The sequence below is a fragment of the Kaistella antarctica genome, from assembly GCF_900109615.1.
Taxonomy (GTDB): domain Bacteria; phylum Bacteroidota; class Bacteroidia; order Flavobacteriales; family Weeksellaceae; genus Kaistella; species Kaistella antarctica.
In genome coordinates this window covers 59,951-77,079 of sequence record NZ_FOIX01000004.1, presented here as the reverse complement: position 1 = coordinate 77,079, position 17,129 = coordinate 59,951, and the positions used below count along the sequence as shown (strand labels likewise).

15 protein-coding genes are annotated in these 17,129 nt (G+C 36.6%); 1 reads left to right on the top strand and 14 read right to left on the bottom strand.

Translation table 11 applies throughout. The annotated features are described in order from the left end of the window. Positions 1–20 precede the first annotated feature (20 nt). From BMX49_RS12010 to BMX49_RS11950, 14 genes are all read right to left on the bottom strand, one after another. On the bottom strand, positions 21–839 hold the full coding sequence (locus tag BMX49_RS12010) for a universal stress protein (RefSeq protein ID WP_034719777.1): 819 nt from the start codon (positions 837–839) through the stop codon (positions 21–23). 5 nt (positions 840–844) lie between these two features. Continuing rightward, positions 845–2,326, bottom strand: a complete 1,482-nt coding sequence (locus BMX49_RS12005; RefSeq protein WP_034719780.1) for a potassium/proton antiporter — start codon at positions 2,324–2,326, stop codon at positions 845–847. A gap of 415 nt (positions 2,327–2,741) precedes the next feature. Continuing rightward, positions 2,742–2,903: a hypothetical protein gene (locus tag BMX49_RS14735; RefSeq protein WP_156030684.1), complete on the bottom strand. Its 162-nt coding sequence runs from the start codon at positions 2,901–2,903 to the stop codon at positions 2,742–2,744. Between the two features lie 102 nt (positions 2,904–3,005). Beyond that, positions 3,006–3,758: a carboxypeptidase-like regulatory domain-containing protein gene (locus tag BMX49_RS12000; RefSeq protein WP_034719783.1), complete on the bottom strand. Its 753-nt coding sequence runs from the start codon at positions 3,756–3,758 to the stop codon at positions 3,006–3,008. A 162-nt stretch (positions 3,759–3,920) separates the two neighbouring features. Next, positions 3,921–4,472, bottom strand: coding sequence for a hypothetical protein (locus BMX49_RS11995; RefSeq protein WP_034719785.1), 552 nt, complete (start codon positions 4,470–4,472; stop codon positions 3,921–3,923). 8 nt (positions 4,473–4,480) lie between these two features. Then, a complete protein-coding gene (locus BMX49_RS11990) occupies positions 4,481–4,885 on the bottom strand; it encodes a hypothetical protein (protein WP_126337129.1) in 405 nt (134 codons plus the stop codon). Positions 4,886–5,182: 297 nt separating this feature from the next. Then, entirely contained in the window at positions 5,183–5,989 is an 807-nt protein-coding gene (locus BMX49_RS11985) for an SDR family oxidoreductase (RefSeq protein ID WP_034719788.1), read from the bottom strand. A gap of 77 nt (positions 5,990–6,066) precedes the next feature. Beyond that, complete coding sequence (locus BMX49_RS11980; protein WP_034721343.1) at positions 6,067–6,648, bottom strand: Crp/Fnr family transcriptional regulator; 582 nt, start codon at positions 6,646–6,648, stop codon at positions 6,067–6,069. A gap of 136 nt (positions 6,649–6,784) precedes the next feature. Continuing rightward, entirely contained in the window at positions 6,785–8,965 is a 2,181-nt protein-coding gene (betT, locus tag BMX49_RS11975; RefSeq protein ID WP_051803750.1) for a choline BCCT transporter BetT, read from the bottom strand. A gap of 296 nt (positions 8,966–9,261) precedes the next feature. Beyond that, positions 9,262–10,086 carry a BRO-N domain-containing protein gene (locus BMX49_RS11970; RefSeq protein WP_034719790.1) on the bottom strand — a complete coding sequence of 275 codons (825 nt, stop codon included), beginning with the start codon at positions 10,084–10,086 and terminating at the stop codon, positions 9,262–9,264. Between the two features lie 188 nt (positions 10,087–10,274). Further along, positions 10,275–10,838 (bottom strand): CIA30 family protein, encoded by a 564-nt coding sequence (locus BMX49_RS11965; protein ID WP_051803752.1) that lies wholly within the window; start codon positions 10,836–10,838, stop codon positions 10,275–10,277. Between the two features lie 385 nt (positions 10,839–11,223). Further along, positions 11,224–12,474: a GTP pyrophosphokinase gene (locus BMX49_RS11960; RefSeq protein ID WP_051803754.1), complete on the bottom strand. Its 1,251-nt coding sequence runs from the start codon at positions 12,472–12,474 to the stop codon at positions 11,224–11,226. A gap of 335 nt (positions 12,475–12,809) precedes the next feature. Continuing rightward, entirely contained in the window at positions 12,810–13,757 is a 948-nt protein-coding gene (locus BMX49_RS11955) for a transketolase family protein (protein WP_034719792.1), read from the bottom strand. 264 nt (positions 13,758–14,021) lie between these two features. After that, the gene (locus BMX49_RS11950) at positions 14,022–14,873 is read right to left on the bottom strand and encodes a transketolase (RefSeq protein ID WP_034719795.1); all 852 of its coding nucleotides are present in this window, start codon (positions 14,871–14,873) and stop codon (positions 14,022–14,024) included. A 564-nt stretch (positions 14,874–15,437) separates the two neighbouring features. On the opposite strand from BMX49_RS11950, the gene BMX49_RS11945 reads away from it, so the two are divergent. Further along, entirely contained in the window at positions 15,438–17,015 is a 1,578-nt protein-coding gene (locus tag BMX49_RS11945) for a helix-turn-helix domain-containing protein (protein WP_051803757.1), read from the top strand. Positions 17,016–17,129: the final 114 nt, after the last annotated feature.

The window sequence follows — 17,129 nt, the reverse complement described above, 5'->3', positions numbered from 1 at the left end:
AATAGAGCCTTTTGTAATTGTTACGGTAATACAATTAGAGGGGTTTGCCCTTCGTAAACTAATTCGTTTATTAAAAACTTTCTAAAAAATTGGTCGGTCAAAAGTCGGGAGCCTTTTTGCACAATCAGGAGTTCTTCTTCTTTATTATTGATGACTTTCTTAATATCTTCAATGCGCTTGCGTCCTTTGTAAATAGCCGTTTTCGTTTGGTAACGGTCGGCGAATAAGTTGGCTAAATCGGTGAGCAGTTTTTCTATTCCTTCCGTTTTTTCGTTTGGTTTGGCTAGATAAAAGAAGGTAATACAAGTTTCTGCTTTGTCCATAATATTCAGAATTTTATTTAATTCTAAAATATTTAAGGGATGCTGTTCGGTTACCGCTACAAAGATTTTTTCGTGCGAAAAGGTGTAAAGATCTTTGGGCATTGCAATAACAATATCATTTACATTTTCAATAATCTGAAGCGCCATACTTCCGATCAATAGTTGCTTCAGCAATCCTGTACCCGAAAGTCCCGTGAAAATAAAGTTTTCAAACGGTTCTGCTAATAGATTGTTCAGCGTAGTTTGGATATGGTTTTCTGAAATCACAAAAGAAACTTCAATGGAGGCGGGAATAAATTCATCGGTCAAGGCTTTCATTTTTTGAAAAGCGGCATTGCTGGCCTGTTGCGTGATTTTTTCTTTAATCGCAATGTCGACCAGAGATGGTGCAATCACAATCGTTTCATGTACCAGGACTAAGTCTGCATTTGCCTGCTTACTCCAGTCACAAGCGTAGCGAATTAAGTTGCTGGTATACTCTGAAAAGTCGACAAGAATGATAAATCTTTTTTTCATTTTTTTTAGGATTGTAAGAGCTTCTTTGGCTTATTTAGAAAATCATTTAAGATGCTAAATTCTTTGTCATCGTCTGCAAGAACCATTAATACATCCTGAGCTTTTATCTGGGTGGAACCACCGGGGCGAATATATTCTCCGTCTCTTTTGATCATCACAATAAAAGTGCATTTAGGAAAATCCAGATCAACAACTCTTTTATTGACACAATGATATTCTGACAGGATCGTGAATTCTTTCAATGTTTTTTTGGGAAGGTCTAAAGTAAATTGATCTAAGTTGGTGATGGTTTTACTTTTGGCGGGTAAGGCAACATTCAGCCATTTCGCAACGATTGATAGGGTAGTTCCCTGGATAAGAACTGAGGTAACTGAGATGAAAAAGACGATATTAAAAATCATATGCGCTTTGTCAACTCCAGCTAAAAGCGGATAAGTAGCAAATACAATCGGAACAGCGCCGCGCAGACCAACCCAGGAAATGTAGAAGCGCCTTCTTAATTTCATTTTGAAAAACATTAAACTCAGAAAGACACTTACGGGGCGCGCAACCATAATCAAGAACAGAGAAATTAAAAGTCCGATTCCTATAAATGGTGAAACTTCCGATGGATAAACGAGTAAACCTAAAGTTAAGAACAGAACAATCTGCATCAGCCAAGCCAAACCGTCATACATTTTCAAAATGGTTTTCTTGTGAATCAACTCCTGACTTCCCAAATAAACGGCACAAATGTAAATAGCCAGAAACCCATTACCACCCACGAAATCGGTCGCAGAAAAAGTGGTAAACATTAAAGCAATTACTAAAACAGGGTAAAGACCTTCAAAGTCAAGATTGATATGATTGATAATCAATTTGCTAAGTTTCCCAAAACCAAGACCTGCAATTCCACCCAGAATCATCTGTTGTAAAAACATGGGAATAATAGAAGTTAAACTTTGATCCTGATGAATGACTAAGGTTAAAAACGCAATGGTCAGCACGTACGCCATGGGATCGTTGCTTCCGCTTTCGAGTTCTAAAGTGGGTCGTAGATTACTTTTTAAGGCAAGACTTTTGGACCTCAGAATAGAAAATACCGCGGCGGCATCGGTGGAGGAAACAATGGAACCCAGCAACATACTTTCATAAATGGTAAAATCGGTAACGAAAAAAACAAACGTTCCGAGCGATAAGGCGGTGAGTAAAACGCCCACCGTGGACAAAACAATTCCCTCGCGCAGTATGGGTTTTACCGAAGTCCAGTCGGTATCGAGGCCACCAGAAAACAAAATAAAGTTGAGGGCGACGATGCCAATTAACTGAGCGATTTTGGGGTTGTCGAAATGGATTCCGCCAATCCCATCGGAACCCGCCAACATGCCAATTAATAAAAAGAGCAATAAAGTCGGCACTCCAAATTTGTAGGAAGTCTTGCCAACAATAATGCTGATAAAAAGTAACAGAGACCCGATCAATAGGATGTTTTCGGTTGTTAAATTCATTCGTTCTTTCTTTTCTTCTTTAAATAGATCTATTTAGGTAAGTCCATTTTATATTTGCTTTCTCACCTTATTCCTAAATCAGTTCTCTGCTCCAGGAATGGAGCAGGAAGTTGGTTAATGAGAAATGCGGTGTGTTGTTTTCTAAAACATTGGGTGGCTAAACCCTGAACAGCACCAATCATTGTTCAATAGATGAATGGCGCAAACGATATCGTTTCCCCAATATAAAAAAAATGAGGCAAAATAGCAAGGTAATAGTAGAAAGAATTAAAAGTGCTTCAGAAAGAAAACGCACTGCTCAGGTCGGAAAAGTGGAGGATTATATTAAATAAGAAAAAGGAACTACCAACCGGCGTCCTCATTTTGCAAAAAAGTCTCCGCGAATTTAAGAAGGGCAATATCTCGATAAAATTGCTTAATTGTGAATCAAAGGCTCATCCCAGTGAATCAAAACCTCATCCCAGTGAATCAAAACCTCATCCCAGTGAATCAAAGGCTCATCCCAACGAATCAAAGGCTCATCCCAGTGAATCAAAGGATTATCCCAGTGAATCAAAGGATTATCCCAGTGAATCAAAAGGCAATCCTAGTGAATCAAGATCAATTCTGGGTGAATCAAAAGGTAATTGGTGTTCTTAACTCAGTATAATGAGTGTTTCGAAGGGAAAACCGACTGATTTTAATAATTGTAATTCAACTGAATATTGTTGTTTCGGGGAATAAAGAAAAGAGAATCTTTACTGGTATTAATTCCATTTTTTCGTTTGAAAATACGAACAACATTTTTTTCGTCCGCGGCTACAAAAATAGTGTGAGTGGTATTCGCATTTTTTGCCTGCCAGTTTCCATAGCCACTAAAGCCAGTATCGTAAGGTGAATCTAGGAAAGCATTATAACCCACATTTCCTCCGAAGGGATATAAAGTTTGGACTTCAAAAAAATCTCCCTCTTGCTGCGATACAAAGTTTTTGAGATTTACTTTAATAAAAGTTTTTTGAGGAATGTATAAATTATTTTCAATGATGGTGTCCCTTTTACTGATTTGAAAAGTGGTCGAAATTACACTCGATGTATTTCCAATCAGATTATTTGTTCGAATATATTTGTTGATATCAATTTTGGAATCGTCGATATTCAGTTTAAAATATCCTGCAGCATCTTCGCCCATTTCAGCATCTTTTACATAAAAAGATTTGTAATAATTTCCATCTTTATCGGTTTTTACATCTACCATCTTTCGAGTGGTCGACCCAATTCCGCCAACTCTATATTCTACCGTAATATTCACATTTGCGACCGGCTCGTTATTGACGGAAAAAATTCTCCCTTTAACAATGGTGCAATTAGAGGTGCAATTATCCTTGCTGTCATCTTCATCTCTACAACTTAGAATAGAAAGCAAGAATATGATTAATAGTAAACTGTTTTTCATAAAAGATGTTTTAGGTGGTGGGTTTTTATCAAATGATGAACGTTTAAATATTTCTGATGGCGAGAACTTTTTTATAAATTTAACAAAGTGAACAAGTAGCATTAAAGTTATGACGGAAACTTCATAGTCGCTGGTAGAATATTTTGCTATCTGGAGTATCGTTTAGAAATCATATCCAACTTTTATACTCAAATCTAGAACTGCTCCTGATTCGTTAAAGTTATTTCCGAAAGTTGTGCCATAGCCAAAGCCAGCTTTGACTTCATAATTGAAATTTTCAGCAAAATTTCTTCTAAGACCATAAGTTGGTATAAAATTAATTTGGTTGGAGAGACTCAAGTTTTTTGTGTTGGAAATCACAAACCAATTTGGGATGTACCGAATTTGTAAACCAAAATAATTTCCCGCATTATTTTTTATATTTTTTCCTTTCTCAGCTCTTTGCTCTATGTTATAATAATACTTTGGTTGAACTGTCAGTGCCGGATAAAATGCAAATCCTTTTTCTGCATATAAACCACCGCCCCAAATTGCTGGAAAAAGACTAGCTTCTGCTCGCAATGTTGTTTTATTGGCAAGTTTTGTTTCATTATAAAGATCAAGACCAAAAAGTCCTAATTGAACTCCCGTAATGTTTTTTTCAACATCTGAATTTTGCGCTTTCCCGTAAATCGTAATTAGAGAAATGCTAATAAATAAAAGTTTTTTGTGCATATAATTTTTTATTGTTTTTTTAATTGCCAGGTGCCCGCTTCATTGTTTTTATTCCAGGTTCCAGAGGGATCAGTGTTATTTTGTGATAGTAAGTTTCCTAATATTGTAAACCCAGAACTTTGGGATTTTGTAGAATTAAAAGCTCCGTAGTCTGTAATGGTGCCGTAAAAGGTTTCAGAATATTGTGAATTATTTAATGTTCTAACAATCTCTAAATTGCCAGCTTTAAAAACTTCTATTTTTAAAGTTCCATTTTCGTTTCCTGAATAATTGCCAGTCCATAATCCTTTGTAGGGAGAAGTATAATTTTCAATCTCTTTTTCTTTCCTATAATTCTCGGAAATTCTGTCGCAAGAATTAAGGGTCAATCCCAAAAAAATTGCAAATATTAGAATTAATGAATTCTCTTTCATAAACATAATATGTTTCTTATTATAGATAACTCGATTGTCAGTCTCACAAAATGATATCTAGGCGAATTAAATTGGGCTGATAAATATCACATTCGTTATACTTTATTCGCAAACAAATATAAAAACAATTACTTATAAATCATCAAAACAATTTTTTAGTTGTGAAATCATTTATAAGGTCGAATCGATGTAAGATTTTCTTATTTAATATAAAACGCACTAAAAAAAGTATCAACCAAAAAATCCACTGAAATGATCAGTGGATTTTAATTTTTTATTGTAGAAGCGCAGCAACCTTTACTTTTTACGGCCTGTGAAATGCTCCATCGTTTTGTAAATTCCGAGAACATCTCCAGCGAACCAGTCAAAAATATTCATTGATAGTACTGCCTGACCCAAGCGGGTAAATCTGTAAATATAGCCTGGCATACTTAACATCTTTTTGTTTTGTTCAATGGCTTTTACGATTGTCAATGCGGCGGCTTCAGGTTCAAGAATGGGAATATTAGATTGTACGCCATCAAACATTCCAGTATTAATGTAGTACGGCATTATGGTGGTAACATTTACTTTTTTATTCATTTGTTTCATCTCCAATCGCAAACTATCTGACCAACCGATGAGCGACCATTTGCTAGCTGCGTAAACAGACATTTTGGGATTTGAAACGAGTCCGCCAGAGGAAGCAATATTGCAAATGTGTCCTGAATTTTGAGCCAACATATCATCTAGAAATACCTTGGTGATGAACATGGGTGCGTTGGCGTTGATTTCCATTGTTTTTGAAATGTCTGATATGGAATGCTCGCTGAAATATTTACCGATAATGATTCCGGCGTTATTGATCACGACATCAACTACGCCAATTTCTTGTTTGACTTTTTTAGCGGTTTCTTGTATTTGCTCCACATTAGAAACATCTATATTATAACCAAAAACGCTTCCTTGGGTCGAGAATTCGGCTAAAGTTTGATAAATACTTTCTTGATTAATATCCCAGATAACCACTTTGGCTTTTCGTTCTAACATCAAACGAACCATTATTTTTCCGATACCGGAGGCTCCTCCAGTAATTAAAACTATTTTATTTTCTAAATTTTTCATCTCTTAATAATTGACTTTTATTACAGAGACAAAGTTAAGGAGCCAATTTTCCAACGACGATAACAAATGTTATCAGTTTATGGTTTGGAATTTTTCAAACGGCTGAGATGCACGGAACTGATATTGAGATAAGAAGCAATGTAATGCTGCGGAATTCGCTGTAGAATATCGGGGAATTTTTCAGTGAGATTATGATATCTTTCAATGGGACTTTGAGTGTAAATGGCTTGAATTTTATCGTTGAAAATAAAGAAATATTCCTCTGTCAATAATCGACCGAGCCGCTCTCCATTCCTCAAACTTTTATAACCGTCGTGCAGCATTTCGTAACACATTAAAACGATGGTGGTGTCTTCTAAGGCTTGTATAGAGTAGTTGGAGGGAATCTTTTTCAAAAAACTTTCATAATCTGCCGAAAAAGTATTTTCAAAGGAGAAATGAAAAGTCTTTTCTTCTCCGTCTTGATCGACAAAAAACACTCGTAACAATCCGTCAACCACAAAAAATACGTCGCGACAAATTTCTCCTTGGTTAAGGATTATTTCCTTTTTCTGAATTTCTCTTACACAAAGTTTAGAAGAATAAGATGTCCATTCTTCATCGCTAATTTCAATATAATTTGAGATTACTTTCTTTATATTGTCAAGTTTGTTTTGCATTGTTAAATTATAAGAAGCTTTTTCTAGAATTGGCAATTGGTTTATAGATTATATAAAATGATTCAAACAGCCAAGTTTGGGTTTATTTCTTAAAATACAGAGTCTATTTTTAAAACCTTGAGAAAGTTTTGCGGTTTTATTCTTCTCGCTCTGGTGCCGCGTTGATATAGATGATATACGCCTCATATTGTTCCAGAACATCATCAATCACCTGCTGACGGCTCAATCCCATTAAATCATAGCCACCTGATCCAGTTTGGGTGGTGACTTCAAGACGATAATAAACATCGGTATCTGCCGCCATTTTTCCGCTAAAGGTCGGTGCTGGTGTCGCCACCATAGCCACCTGATAATAAAAATCATGAACACTGTCGGTCGACACCCTTAATAAAGGTCCCGACGGACGGGTAGGATCAATCGTTGAGATTTTTTCGTCGTGGTCTGCATTCTGACGCTCGGCATCATAACCCTGACCTCTAAATTCCGCCGCCACGTCATCAAGAGCAGGGCGAATCACGCGCTCTAAATACTGCACGCTTTCTTTTTTTGAAGCGAAAGTAACCATTTGCCCAAGTCGCTGCTTCCAGGAACGCTCCGGAATATGACCACCACTTGGAGTAATGGTGGGATCGCGAAGCACTTTTCCTTCTTGTTCTGCGCGCTCTATCCGTAACGCTTTATAAAATGAAAACATGACCAGATAGGCAATAACAGTTACCGGAAGCGCAAAAATTAGTGTAGCATATTCCATGGTAATAACGCCGCCCGCCAAAAGCATAGAAATGGTTAACACTGCCGTTAGTATGGCCCAAAACATTCGCAACCATTTAGGACCATCCTCACTTGGATCAGGAATCGAGGCTGAAAAATTAGACATTACCATTGCACCTGAGTTGGCACTGGTAATGTAAAACAACAAGCCTGAAAACGTGGCAAGAGCAATCAAAAACATAGGTGCCGGGAACATTCCTAAAAGGGCATACCAGCCGTGTTCAGGACTTTCGATTGCCAATTGGGCAAATTCTGTGTTGCCTTGTAATACTTCGTATAGTGCCGAGTTGCCAAAAAAGGACACGATAATAAAGTCACAAAGTACCGGTACCGTAATCGCCGCAACTACAAATTCTCGCAAAGTTCGGCCCCGAGAAATCCGAGCCAGAAATACGCCGACAAATGGTCCCCAGGCGAGCCAAAAGGCCCAAAAGAAAAGGGTCCAACTGCCCATCCAGTCACTGCTGTCTGGAACGTAGGCAAAAGTTTTAAACATTCTGGAAGGCAGCGTCACCAAAAATTGACCGATGTTTTCTACCAGGCCGTTAAGCAAAAATGCCGTATGGCCTGCAATCAGAATAAATGCCATCATGGCCACGGCGCTCCACAGATTCAATTCAGAGATCCAGCGGATCCCACGATCTACGCCTGATGTTGTTGCCGCAATAGTTAAAATCACAGCGCCAATAACCAGTGCAATTTGCAATGTCAGACCTTCGTTAAAGCCAAACAACTTTGCGAAACCAACGTTAAGCAGCACCACGCCAATTCCCATGGTGGTTGCGACGCCAAAAACAGTTCCTATCAATGCAATGATGCTGATGGCGTCACCTAATGCACCTTTTACGCGTTTGCCAAAAAGTGGATATAGTGCTGCTCTAATTGAAAGAGGTAAATTCCATCGATAAGCAAAATATCCCATCGCCATACCGAGTAGTGCATAAACCGCCCAACCGGCTATACCATAGTGAAACATGGTCCAAACGACCGCATCCTGTAAAGCAGCGGCAGATGCTGAGTCACCCGAGGGTGGCGTCAAATACTGAACGACCGGTCCCGTCACCGAAAAAAACAAAAGATCAATTCCGACTCCTGCCGCAAAAAGCATTGCTGCCCAGGTGGCCAGACCATATTGTGGCCGCGAATCATCAGGTCCCAAACGCAGGCTTCCTGCTTTTGATACTGCTACCCAGACGACAAAGAAAATGACAAGCGCCATCGTCAAAACGTAGTACCAGCCTAAATTGGTGGCGATCCAATTAACGATTAATTTCATTGTTGATCTCGCTTGATCAGGCATCGCAATGACCCAAAATGAAAATGCCGCAATTACCGAAGATGATATAATTAAAACGCTCCAGTTAATTTGCGTGGTTTTATTCTGCCAGAGTTTTTGAGCGCCTTTCCCCAAATCACTTTTTGAGACAGGAACCTCACTTTTAACTTTAGGCGACTTTATGCTGCCACCGAAGCGACTGCGTTCAAACGGCGTTTTGTCTGAATGGGTGCGATCATTCGGATTATCTGTATTGGAATTTTGGTTCATGGGAATCGTATTTATAATCTCCGAGCGAAAGATTTCATTCTTCAATTGGCTACGCTAATATAATAGAATACATTGAATCAATAGACCGTTATATTTTGAAAAATATAATGATTATTGCCTTAATTTAATAAAAGGTGTTTAAGTTACTGCTCTCATATGATATGGTTAAAATAAGATTTTAAGTTTGAAATCAAAAAAAAATACATTGGTTTCAAAATATTTTAAAGCAGTGATCAACTCTTCCTCATCGATTCTCAGAAACTCCTGCATCATTACTGTTCAACGAGCTTCTAAAATTATTTTAATTTCTTTTTATCTTTTACAGGCGGTAAAAAATTTTCGCCGGTAATCACCGTTTTGCCTGTTTTCGATTCTAATTCTTTTCTGGCATTTTTTGCAACAGATCCCCCTTTTTTGCCCGCTTTCGCATTTTCTATCACGCCTTTTGCTATTTCTGCTTCGGCGATTTGTCTTGTCGAAAGTTCAGCTAAGGCCGTGAAAATTAATTCCGCTTCACTCATGTGCTCCCGCAGATTTTGGGTTTTCAATTTTTTTAAATTTTTGTGATTTTTTACGGTTAATCCTGTCCATTCTTGATGAATGACGTTCGTTAAAAAAGCGAAGTCCTCAGATTTTGAAACTTCATTTTCTTTCCAGTAATCGGTGAGTTTATTTCGCGTGTCTTGGCCCGTCATTCTTTGCTGAATCCACTTTTCGCTTCTCCCCAATTTTTGCCAGTTCTCCCGAGCTCGATCTAAGCCCATTTCTGGATTTTGAATTTCCTGCATCCTTTCATAACCTACTTTTGCTAACCATTGTTTGAAGGGTTCTGCTTTTGGGGAAGGAATGGATTGGATGAGGCGAAGTAATTGCTCTGTATCTGCAACATCAGTCGTCCGCATTTTTCCATCTGCAGCTTCCATTTTCAAAGCGTTACAATTTGTAACGGTTTCATTTCCTTCCGCCAAAAGCCGCTTTTTCATCACTCTCCAATAAACCTGTGGATTTGCACTTTCCGTAAGAATTGCTATTACGTCAACAATGGAAAAATACCACGTTTCATTTACTTCATTCCAGTGCGAACGAACTTTTTTTTCTTCAAATAGTTTAATGTTATCCATGGTGATTTGTGTTTTTTTGGACTACTAAAGATAAGAGTTTTTCCGTGGCGCGGAAGTGTGATCCGTGACTTTTCATTAAAACACAAAACAAGAATTTTTAAATATTAAAATTCAGATTTTCTAATTATTACTCAACACAGACGACTCGTTCCTTAAAGGATTAAAACAATTGAAAAGCGATTTAAAAATTAGTTTGCCGAAATTGATTTCACGAGTATTTCAAATTTTTCTTCTTTTTTATTACCGATCAATAATTGCATTTCGACGATATCTTCTCCATTGTAGTTCGGGACGTTCACAACTTCGCCTCTGTAAGTGGCTTGCATCGATTTAAATGGAATCGCGATGGTTTCCCAATCTCCATTGTTGTTCGTTGAAAATGTAGCAGCATAAGAATGTCTGCCTTTCGGAGTTCTTATCCTAAAATTGTAATCTTTGACGTCTCCCTTTATATTCAATATAAAAGCGTCAGATTCTTTATTAATGATAAAAGGCTCTTTCTCGGAAGTTTGATGGATCGAGCAGAATCCACCATTGTTTTCCAATGAAACCCTGCCGGTAAAAAGGGCGTAATTTTCATCAGTCATTTTTAGTTGACTTTCAGATCTGCCACCCATCACCACATCATTTTGGATGCGCCATTTGCCTTTGCCCTGTTTCGTGAAATCATAAAGCATCTGGCTATTTTTTTCGGCTTTTGCTACAGTTTTATCCGATGTTTCGTCAGCTGGATTTTTATTTGAATTTGACATACAAGAAATTATTAAAAGTGATAGAAAGATTAGGAGTCGCATTTTGCTTTTGTTGAATCTAAAAAAAATATAAAAGAATTTTTTACGCCGAGTCTTGAGTTTATAAACATCCACAATCGCAGATTTTAATTTGTGATCTATGACTGAAGCGCAAAACAAGAATTTTTAGATATTATTTTTTGTAAATATTTTTGATGAAGTAAAAAAAAAGATTGAATATTATTGGGTGCTAAAATAAAAGAAGTGAAAGATGCGGATTTCGGCAAAGGTCAGGGTAGATTGTGCTTTTAATATTCTGAGAGAAAAGCCAGTCTTCGGGATTGCGGGTTGGCTATTTCTTAATATTGACGACGCAATGTAATGCTTAGAAATTTCTATTGGCAGTTTATGGCAATTCTTCACTAAGTTGATCTTGCATATTTTTATCAACCTTACTTAACGTTTTCGTAACTAAAGATTTTAATTGCTCAAAATATTTCTCTAACTCATCATTTGAATAAGATTGGTGTCCATGTAATAACGCATTCCTAACTTCTCTAAAATCTTTGATTTGTTGAATTTCATTTTCGGTCAGATTTGAAACATTTTTTATTAATTCAAGAGTCGGAACATAATTCTTTTTGTTTTCTTGACCTGATTCCTTTAGAAGTTGGAAAATAATTTTTTCAAATGTTATCCATGTTTTTGTGAAAGATTCAAAGCCAGATATTTTTCTCTTGTCAGTTGTATACTGTCCAAAGTATTTTTTCAAGTTTTCTGAACTATCATTGATTTTTATTATGTTTTGAAAAAATTGGTCTGAAAATGAATCTTTGATATTTAAATTAATATGACTTAAAGAATTTAGGACGTCAGATGTTTGCAACTTTTCAACTGCCTTTAAATAGTTGTTGACGAATTCAGTATTTCCGAAATTTAAAATTTTATTACTAATACTATTATTATAACTTGAATGAATAAGATTTGTTAATTCATATTTGTCGGAAACTTCATCTTGTTTTGCGGTTCTTTCAGTGATTGCTTTTTGTAGTCTTTCTAAAGCATTTTCTCCAGCTAAAACTAATCCATTAATTTGGTCTAAGATAGATAACTCTTCCTCTGATAAATCTCCGGAGAAAGGTTTATAAACTAAATCATGTTCAACTTCTGACCACGCGTGCATTAAAACTGAAGCAACTTGGATTTCAAAAACAGTTTCCGTAAATCTTTTGTCAATTTCATCAGTTTTTTTTAATTTGACTCGATAATGAGTTGCCCAGTATCCAGAAAACCTTTTTTCAAATTTTGGTTTATGTGATTTTTCTGGAAAATTTTTTGTTTCTACTATTTCAAATAAATCCTCAATTAATTCCCCTATAATTTTTCTGTCTGCGGGAAAATACAAAGCAACCCTTATCCCTGCTAAATCAACGATATCTTTTTCAATTGAAACTTTACTTTTATACTTTTTTGTTTTATTTCTATTTTCAACTTTTTCTCGTAATCTATCAATCCTTTTTGCTCGACTTGAAACCATAGCTTTAATACCACGATTAAAAATTTCTGTCTCTAGTACTTCATGACCTAAACGGGCAAGTTGCTTGTAAAAGTCATATTCTTTTTCGTATTGCCTAATAAAATTGTCAATTATTCCCATAGTTTGCTAAATAGTATTAATTACCAAATATACATAAGTTTGAGATTAAATTCTTTTTTGAATTACAGCATATTAATAGAAAATAGATTAAAATTTGAATTTAATTCAAGTAGATAAATATTAATAGAATTAGCCAAAATAGAACTTCGATTTAAAACAAAATCCTTTTCTCATGTCTAAAATATGAATTATAACTTCTTCCTCACAAAACCATCGTCAACTCAATTTGTTTCTAGTCTTAATCTAGTTTCATGAAAAAATCCACTGAAATGAACAGTGGATTGGTCTTTTTTCTAAAAGCGAAGCGATCTATGATCTTTTTCGTCTTTTTAAAATTATCTTTTCATAATTCTCTTTACTGCTGCCTGAACAGCGTCAGAATCAATTCCGTATTTTTTCATTAATTCTGCTGGGGTGGCAGATTCTCCGAAAGTGTCATTTACGGCTACGAATTCCTGGATGGTTGGTCTTTTACGGGACAACATTCCGGCAACGGATTCTCCTAAACCTCCGATGTAGTTGTGTTCTTCGGCAGTTACAATTCTTCCTGTTTTTTCTACAGATTTTAAAATGATATCTTCGTCCAAAGGTTTGATGGTGTGGATGTTGATGACTTCACAAGAAATTCCTTCCTTTTCTAATGTATCTGCAGCCAAAAGAGATTCCCAAACTAAATGTCCGGTAGCTACGATGGTTACGTCAGCTCCTTCTTTCAAAAGAATTCCCTTTCCGATCTCAAACGGCATATCTTCTGGAATGAAAACTGGAACAACTGGTCTTCCGAATCTTAAATAAACTGGCCCTTGGAAATCTGCGATGGCAAGTGTTGCTGCTTTGGTTTGGTTGTAATCGCAAGTGTTGATCACGGTCATTCCAGGAAGCATTTTCATCATGCCGATGTCTTCTAAAATTTGATGCGTGGCGCCATCTTCACCCAAAGTTAAACCGGCGTGAGAAGCACAAATTTTTACATTTTTGTTGGAGTAAGCAATTGACTGACGGATCTGATCGTAGACTCTTCCGGTGGAAAAGTTAGCGAACGTTCCAGTGAAAGGAATCTTTCCGTTGATGGTCAATCCGGCTGCTATTCCCATCATATTGGCTTCTGCGATTCCGATCTGGAAAAAACGTTCCGGTGCTTTTTCAATGAATTTCTCCATTTTCAAAGATCCGATAAGGTCTGCACAAAGTGCGACGACATTGGGGTTGGTATCTGCCAATTCTGCTAATCCAGCGCCGAATCCGCTTCTTGTATCTTTTTGTTCTGTGTATGTATATTTCATGAGGAGTTTACATTTTTTTTTATGGACTCATGGAACCTCTGGTTTCATGACGACGTTTAAATTTTGAATTCTAAATTATAAATTTTAAATTTTCCGAATCTCTCGGAATTAATAACGAATTTTCTAATTATAAATAATCTGCAGCCCGACTTGAACGGAGCTCTTTTTTCTTGGTGGCTGAGCCTGTCGAAGCCAGCAATAAAAAAAGCGGGAGTGGAAGGCGGAAATGTCTGCCCTGATTGCCACGTTCCTCGCAATGCATTTTTAATAATCAGCCGGAGCTTCTAAATACAATTGTTTGAAAGCCGTATCCAGCTGCTCATCGCTAGGCGCTTTTCCGTGCCACGCGTGCGTTCCTGTCATAAAATCAACACCATAACCCATTTCGGTATGCAATAGAATACACACGGGTTTTCCTTTGCCAGTCTCCGATTTTGCTCTTTCAAGAATTGCAATGACGGCTTCTAAATCGTTTCCGTTTTTCTCGTTCAAAACAGTCCAACCGAAAGCTTCCATTTTTGCGTGTAAATCTCCAAGATCTAAAACATCATCGGTGTCGCCATCGATCTGACGACCGTTGTAATCAATAGTTGCAATTATATTGTCTACTTTTTTAGCAGCAGCGTACATAAATGCTTCCCAGTTTTGACCTTCCTGCAGTTCGCCATCACCTTGTAAAGTGTAGATGATACTGTCATCACCGTCTAATTTCTTCCCTAAAGCGGCGCCAATCGCCACGGATAAACCTTGTCCTAGAGAACCAGAAGCGACTCTGATTCCGGGTAGATCGTCATGCGTGGTTGGGTGACCTTGCAATCTGCTTCCTAATTTTCTAAAGGTTGCCAATTCTGCAACTGGGAAAAAATCGAATCTCGCTAAAGTGGAGTAGAACACGGGGGAAATGTGTCCGTTGGAAAGGAAGAAAAGATCTTCGTTTTTTCCTTCCATGGTGAAAGGAAATTTGTAGTTCATCACTTTCCCGTATAGTGCGGTGAAGTATTCGGTACAGCCCAAACTTCCGCCGGGGTGGCCAGAATTTACGGCGTGAACCATTCTTAAAATGTCTCTTCTAATCTGTGTGGTAAGAGATTTCAGCTCTTCAGTAGATTTACTCATTATTGTTGATTTATGTGTGGGCAAATTTACGAATTATAGATGGGTTAAAGAAATGATATAAACCACCTATTGGGAATCCGTTTTGAGGGTGATGATCTAATTTTAAACATTTAATTGTTTATTTTTTAGCTTCTAGCAATCTTATAGTAAAAGGTTACACAGGTATTTTAATTTGAGCCGAAGTTTAGTGAAAGTGGCCGCCGATATGGTTTTTTGTCTTTACCGTTTTCGGGAAAACGGTAAATTAGTTATCGATAATTAAAAGATTGCAGTTGTTTGTATTCGAAGGTGATTTCATTGTCTATACCTTTGTATGACGGTCTTTAAGTTTGTTGCGCCATTTAATTTTTGTACCGCTTCAGTTGGTTTTAGTTGAAAAATAAGTTTTCATTAAATAGTTAATAATGTTAAACGATTGTTCAATAAAAGCTTTAAATTCGCTACGATTATTATTGAACCAAGAATTTTAGTAATTGAATTGTAAATTATTCCATTTCAGTTTCATTAGATTTTCAATATCTAAACGTCTCAATCGGTTACGGCAAAATCTCAGCAAAAAATATTATGAAGAACGCTCTTTTATTAGTTAGCTTATTTTTTTACTCCCTTTCTTTTTCTCAGGATCTTGAGATTTACAATAAAATTTATACTAAAACTTATTTAGAAACGGCTCACACTGATTTTAAATCAGCACTGAAGACGGCCGATTCGCTTTATACTATTTCTGAAACACCTTTGCTGAAAACCAGAAGTTTAATGCTTTCTGCTTCTTTGTACAAACAGTCCGGAGAAGTAAAAAAGTCAGTCGACTACGCTTTGCAATCGGCGGAGATCATCGGGCAGACCGATAATTATTCCTGGCAAGCGAAGGTCTATGGTTTTTTGGGCACCCAGTACCGACTCTTGCAATTACATGATTACTCCAAAAAATATTTAGATAAAGCGTTGGAGATAAGCGATAAAATCGAAAATCCAAAATCGGCAAATAATTTAAAAGGGTTAATGTTCCAGGAGAAAGCATACAACCAGATCGATCAGAAGAAATATAAAATCGCGATACAAAATGTTCGTCAAGCTCAGAAGCATTTCAATTTAGCAGAGGCAAATCTCGATTTTTTCACGGCTAACAATGAGCAGTTACTGGGTTTGAGCTATTATAAACTTGAAGACCTCGATCAATCCTTGATTCACTATAAGAAGGCTTTGGAGTTTACCAAAGCCGACCCTGAAAACTTTATAGTCGGTTTAATCTATAATGGTTTTGCAAATATTTACATCGATCGAAAAGATTTAAAGGAAGCAAAAAAGTATTTAATTTTAGCAGAGAAAATCTGTAATAAGTCCGACTATTTAGCCTTGAAAAAAGAGTTCAATGAAACTTCTACAAAATTCTACACGCTGACAAATGATGTTGAGAAGGTATTGATCGTGCAGAAAAAGCAGGATTCTGTGGTAGAAAAAATCAATTTGGAAACTTCCGATTTTATTAACAAATCCTTTAATTCTTTAGAAACAACCAATAAAATTTCAGAAGAAAAAAACCATACTAAAACAATTATTATCGTTGTTTGTGGTTTATTGTTTGTTTTGGGCGCGGTCTATTTTATCCTTTCAAAAAGAAGACATAAAAGAAATCTTGAAGATTTTAAAAAGCTGTTGAAAGATCTGGACGAAAAACTCAACGAAAAAAATAAATATATTTCGCAATTAGATAGTGACAAAATAAAAGTGAGTGAGGCGGTTTCTGACTGTTCGAAAACAGAATCATCTGCAATGATGAATGAAGAAACAGAACGTAAGCTCCTACTGAAATTGCAGGAATTTGAGGCATCCACTTTATTTTTAGAAAACACTATTTCACTCTCAAGTCTGTCGACTTATTGCCAAACCAATTCAAAATACCTTTCCTATATTATTAATACGTATCAAAAGAAGGATTTCAATAATTACATCAATGAGCTGCGTATTAATTATATCGTTAAAAAATTAAAAGACTTTCCCATTTACCGTAAATATAAAATGGCAGTTCTCTCCGAAGAAGCCGGATTCTCCTCTCAAAACAAATTTTCTACGGTTTTCAAAAAGATTATGACGATGTCGCCGTCTGTTTTCATCGCTTATTTACAAGAGATCGAAAAATAGTAATCTCGCTAAAATACTAAAAGTCAAGTTTTTAAAAATGTTTGTTTTACCACTTTAGGGAAAGTGGTAAGTCTTGTCCTTTGTTGATGTCTCATCGGCACTTACTTTTGCTTC